The sequence below is a fragment of the Paractinoplanes rishiriensis genome (genome assembly GCF_016862375.1).
In the GTDB taxonomy this organism is placed as follows: Bacteria; Actinomycetota; Actinomycetes; order Mycobacteriales; family Micromonosporaceae; genus Actinoplanes; species Actinoplanes rishiriensis.
Map to the genome: position 1 here is coordinate 1 of NZ_BOMV01000144.1, position 4,063 is coordinate 4,063.

Here is a 4,063-nt window from a genome sequence, read left to right on the forward strand (position 1 = left end):
CCCACCGCGCGGGCCCTAGCCACTCAGCTGACTTCGACTCAACGCCCGTGACGGCCTTTCCGTGGTTCGGTTGCGTCGGATGCTGACGCCACCACAGGCCGAACGCCGCCCCACGCAGACGCAAGGTCCTGGATCGCCGGCGGCAGTTCCCCAAGAGAAAAGGTCACGGCGGCGATGATTCTTCCACGCGGCACCGGGCGCATTTTATTTAGCCGCGAGTCTTCGATACGCAGCGTGACAACCAGCGCTGCTTCTAGGCTCGCGGACATGCCGAGATGAGTGAGCCTTTTCCAACCTGATCTCGCAGGTCAGGCAGGTGTGAGCAGCCCGGTGATCGATGGGGACGAGGCGCCCGGTAAGACAGCAAATCGACCAAAATCCGGTGCCCAACCGGGAGCCTCGCCTGTGCTGTCCTACCCGTCCACGATCTCGTTGTCCAGCCGAACCCTCAACCACCTCGCCGACCGCATCCGAAGCCACCGCACCCAGCGCCGATCCCGATGGCGGCGTCTCGACGCGGGACGGCAAGCTCTGCTCGCCCTGGCCCATCTGCGCAACGGCGACACCTACGCCCGACTGGCCGCCGGGTTCGAGATCGGCGTCAGCACCGCATGGCGGTACGTTCAAGAAGCGATCGCCCTGCTCGCGGCTTCAGCCGACGACCTGGCTACCGCCATGGACCGGATCCGCCGGCTGGCGTACGCGATCCTGGACGGAACCCTGATCCCGATCGACCGGGTCGCCGATCAAAAGCCCTACTACTCCGGGAAACACAAGCGCCACGGCGTCAACGTGCAGGTCATCGCCGATGCGGTCGGCCGCCTCGTCTGGGCCTCGCCGGCTGTGCCCGGCTCCGTCCACGACCTGACCGCGGCCCGGACCCACAACATCATCGAGGCGTTGACCTCAGCAGACGTGACGACCTTCGCCGATAAGGGCTATCAAGGTGCTCGCGGTAGCGTGCACACCCCGTTCAAACGGCGCCGCTTCCGGCCGAAGCTGTCACGCCGGCAGAAGGCCGTGAACCGGGCCCACGCGAAAATCCGCGCCCGCGGCGAACGCGCGATCGCCACCCTCAAGACCTGGAGAATCCTCGCCAAGCTGCGCTGCTGCCCACGACGGGCAACCGCGATCGTGCAAGCCATCCTCGTCCTGCATCACGTCGAGAACCCGCCCTACGGAGGATGAACGGCTGTGGCGTTGCCATGCCGGGCGCCATCGGTGAACCTCAGCGGCGAGAGGGCGTGCGATCCAATACGTAGATCCGGGGATGGTGTCCCTTGTGGAACACCTTAGTCTGCGAGACCGGCCGCCACAGATCGGCGGTGGCGACCATACACCTCTCCATCACCTTGATCTCGTGGGTGAGAACTACGAGCCTGGCTTCCGGCGCCGCGCCGTCGTGTGCCCGGCGCAAGAGGGTAAGGTGCAGATCCTCGCTTTCGTCGTGCCGGCCTGCCTTGTCACCCCAAGGCGGGTCCGCCAGAAGTACGTCATAAGGGCCGTCGGCGAGCCACGCGTCGTCCTCGACGCCGGCGTTCAAGAGCCTCACCTGGCCGCTCAGCTTCGCCGCGGCGACGTTCTGCTCCGCCGCGTTGATGGCCTTCGGATCCAGGTCGACGCCGGTCGCGGCCCGTGCGCGCGTGAGCATGATTCGCTCGATGAGGAGCGTCCCGGAGCCGCACATCAGGTTGGCCACCCGCTGCTCCGGATCCGAATGGCTCAGCCGCGCCATGGCGGCGGCCACCGTAGCGTTGGCCGCGGCCGGGTGCCCTTGCACCCGCCACGAGCGGGTGGACAGCGGCCTGGTGGAGAGCCGCACGAGTACGTCCCAGCCGGACGAACCGGGTGTTGGGCGAACGCGGACCACGCAGTCGCCGCAGTCGGCATCCTCGCGTAACCCGGCGCCGGCGGCCAGCTGGGTGGCGAGCCTGCGCAGAACCGGCGAGTCACGGCCGGCCGCCTCGATGCGCAGGGATCGCGGCGTCTCCTGGCGGTTGAGGGAAACGACCTCCCGGATGGCATCAAGCATGTCAGGCATGTAGTCGCCGCTGAGAAGTGCCCGCGGGTTGGCGACCGGGAACGACAGGACGTGAAACGCTGCCACGATGGTGCGCAAGCGGGCGGTGTCCTCGAGCGGCCCGGTCAGGTCGCCAGCCAGCGCGTCCTGCCGGCCCGGAACCTCACGCGCTCGCTGGAGAGCGGGCAGGCGCTCGGCGATCTCGTCACGGACGACGGCTTCGAGGCCAGGCAGATAGACCAGTTCCAGGCGGCGATTGCGAGCAGTGCGCCGACGTGCCGCGCTGGTCGGAGTCGATACTCGCCGCCCAGGCCGCCGGACGTGCCGTCCCATCAACTGCCGACCCCACTCCCAGTAGTTGTCACCGACCGGAGCTCATATTAGGTTCCGTAGCTGCCCGGTGAGCGAGACGGTGCTTACTCACCTCTAAGGGCGCCAGACGGGTGCTGGCCGCGGTGGTCGCGGGCGCACTCGCCGGCGAGCCGGGTGTACGTGTCGCCGTTACGCAGGTGGGCCGGGGCGGGCAGTGCTTGCCGTCCCGCATCGAAGCGCCGTCACCTGGATCGGAGCCGGCTGCGGTAGCTGCGGATGCGGTTGGCGAGATGGTTGAGGGTTCGGTTGGACAACGAGATCGTGGACGGATAGGACAGCACGAGCGAGGCTCCCGGTCAGGGCATCGGGTTTTGGATTGCTGTCTTACCGAGAGCCTCGCCCGAATCGATCTTCGACCCCCCGCCTTTCCGTCCCTGACCTGCAAGATCAGGTTGGAAAATGCTCAGTATATCCAACTCCAGTTCGGGAAACTCGCTAAATGTCGTAGAGTCAAAATCTTGTGACCACTCGACCATAGATTGCGGTACCGCTATGGAACGTCAGCGACGACCGAAGCCGTGGGCATTGGCCGCCTCTCGCTACGCTATACCCCAAATTCTGGGGGAGTGGATTGTACTTGATCAGGGCATCATACTAGGTCCAGTCGGTTTGATCGCACGAGGAATCGCGCGTGGATCAAGAAGCCCAAAGGTCATACTCCATCCCCTTTATATGCCCGTCGACTACAAGGATACCGGATCGATGATCGGGCATGATTGCCACTTTGTCGGAGACTTTCATCCATTTAAAACTGCCGACGATGGCGAACGTTACATGCTGGAACTCGTACGCGTCGTCCAGGATACAGTCTTCCCGTTCCTTGAAGAGTATGGCACTCTTGAGGGATATCTTGGATGGTGCAAGCGCGCCAACAACCAGATGTCCAATCGTCTGGGTGATCCCCATTTTCTCTACCGGCAGGCAGCTACGGCTATTATCCTTCGATCCGATGAGGAGGCGGCGGGTGCCTTGTTGGCTGTACAGCAGATTGCGGCCAACCACCCGGCGGCCCCGACCTGGCTTCAGGAACTATCTAGCCAAGCGGCAGATTTGCATAGCCAGCTAGACGCCGACCCAGCTGCCGTCAGGAAAACTCTGCTGTCCGGTGTCAATGAGCAGCGGCGGCGGCGCGGCCTGCCAGCGACAGCCGGCTGAACCGGCTCGGTTGATTATGGTCGGAATTCTGCGGCGATGCGGCCAACACTGCGACGGTGACCAACAGGCCTGCGGTGTCGATGACCATGATCCGCCTCCTACCGTTGATCTTCTTATTCGCGTCGAGCCGCGCGAGGCCTTTCCGACGGTGTCGGCGCCTTGACTCACTCGGCGCGTCCAGATCCGCAACGCGAGATCTGGGTTATGACGCGGCGACGGCATTGTTGCTGGCGCGGGTGATCCGCTCGGTGGAGTCGATGCCTGCGGGATCGGCGGCCCGGCGGCGGCGGACAATGTTGTATCTGCGGGAAGCGGCGACGATCTACGATTTCGGCTTGCATCTCGAGATGTGTCCGGCGCCGTGGAGCGGCAGCAGTTCGCCGGACTGCTGGAAGAGGCCGCCGCCCGGATCGGCGATCGCGAGCCCGTGACCGACTGGAGGCATCGTACCGGTAGGCCGCTGACGAGGTGCCTGTGAACAGGTCCTTTTCCAGCGGCCCCCGGCCCGAACCCGCC

The 4,063-nt window shown here is 65.0% G+C and carries 4 protein-coding genes and 1 pseudogene; 3 read left to right on the top strand and 2 right to left on the bottom strand.

Translation table 11 applies throughout. From position 1 onward, the window contains the following. Positions 1–405: 405 nt before the first annotated feature. Positions 406–1,188, top strand: a complete 783-nt coding sequence (locus Ari01nite_RS49190; protein ID WP_203791645.1) for a transposase family protein — start codon at positions 406–408, stop codon at positions 1,186–1,188. 40 nt (positions 1,189–1,228) lie between these two features. Here the strand turns inward: Ari01nite_RS49190 and Ari01nite_RS49195 are convergent, their stop codons facing one another. Beyond that, on the bottom strand, positions 1,229–2,353 hold the full coding sequence (locus Ari01nite_RS49195) for a methyltransferase (protein WP_203791646.1): 1,125 nt from the start codon (positions 2,351–2,353) through the stop codon (positions 1,229–1,231). Between the two features lie 143 nt (positions 2,354–2,496). After that, positions 2,497–2,673 (bottom strand): annotated as a pseudogene (locus Ari01nite_RS49200) (IS5/IS1182 family transposase); the annotation flags it as partial. Between the two features lie 391 nt (positions 2,674–3,064). Here Ari01nite_RS49200 and Ari01nite_RS49205 point away from each other — a divergent pair. Beyond that, on the top strand, positions 3,065–3,547 hold the full coding sequence (locus Ari01nite_RS49205; protein ID WP_203791647.1) for a hypothetical protein: 483 nt from the start codon (positions 3,065–3,067) through the stop codon (positions 3,545–3,547). Between the two features lie 56 nt (positions 3,548–3,603). Beyond that, positions 3,604–3,978, top strand: a complete 375-nt coding sequence (locus Ari01nite_RS49210; protein ID WP_203791648.1) for a hypothetical protein — start codon at positions 3,604–3,606, stop codon at positions 3,976–3,978. The last annotated feature ends 85 nt before the right edge of the window (positions 3,979–4,063 follow it).

Excerpts from the sequence above, each read along its gene's own strand:
- Ari01nite_RS49195 (WP_203791646.1), bottom strand. The coding sequence starts at position 2,353 with ATGGGACGGCACGTCCGGCGGCCTGGGCGGCGAGTATCGACTCCGACC.
- Ari01nite_RS49205 (WP_203791647.1), top strand. The coding sequence starts at position 3,065 with ATGCCCGTCGACTACAAGGATACCGGATCGATGATCGGGCATGATTGC.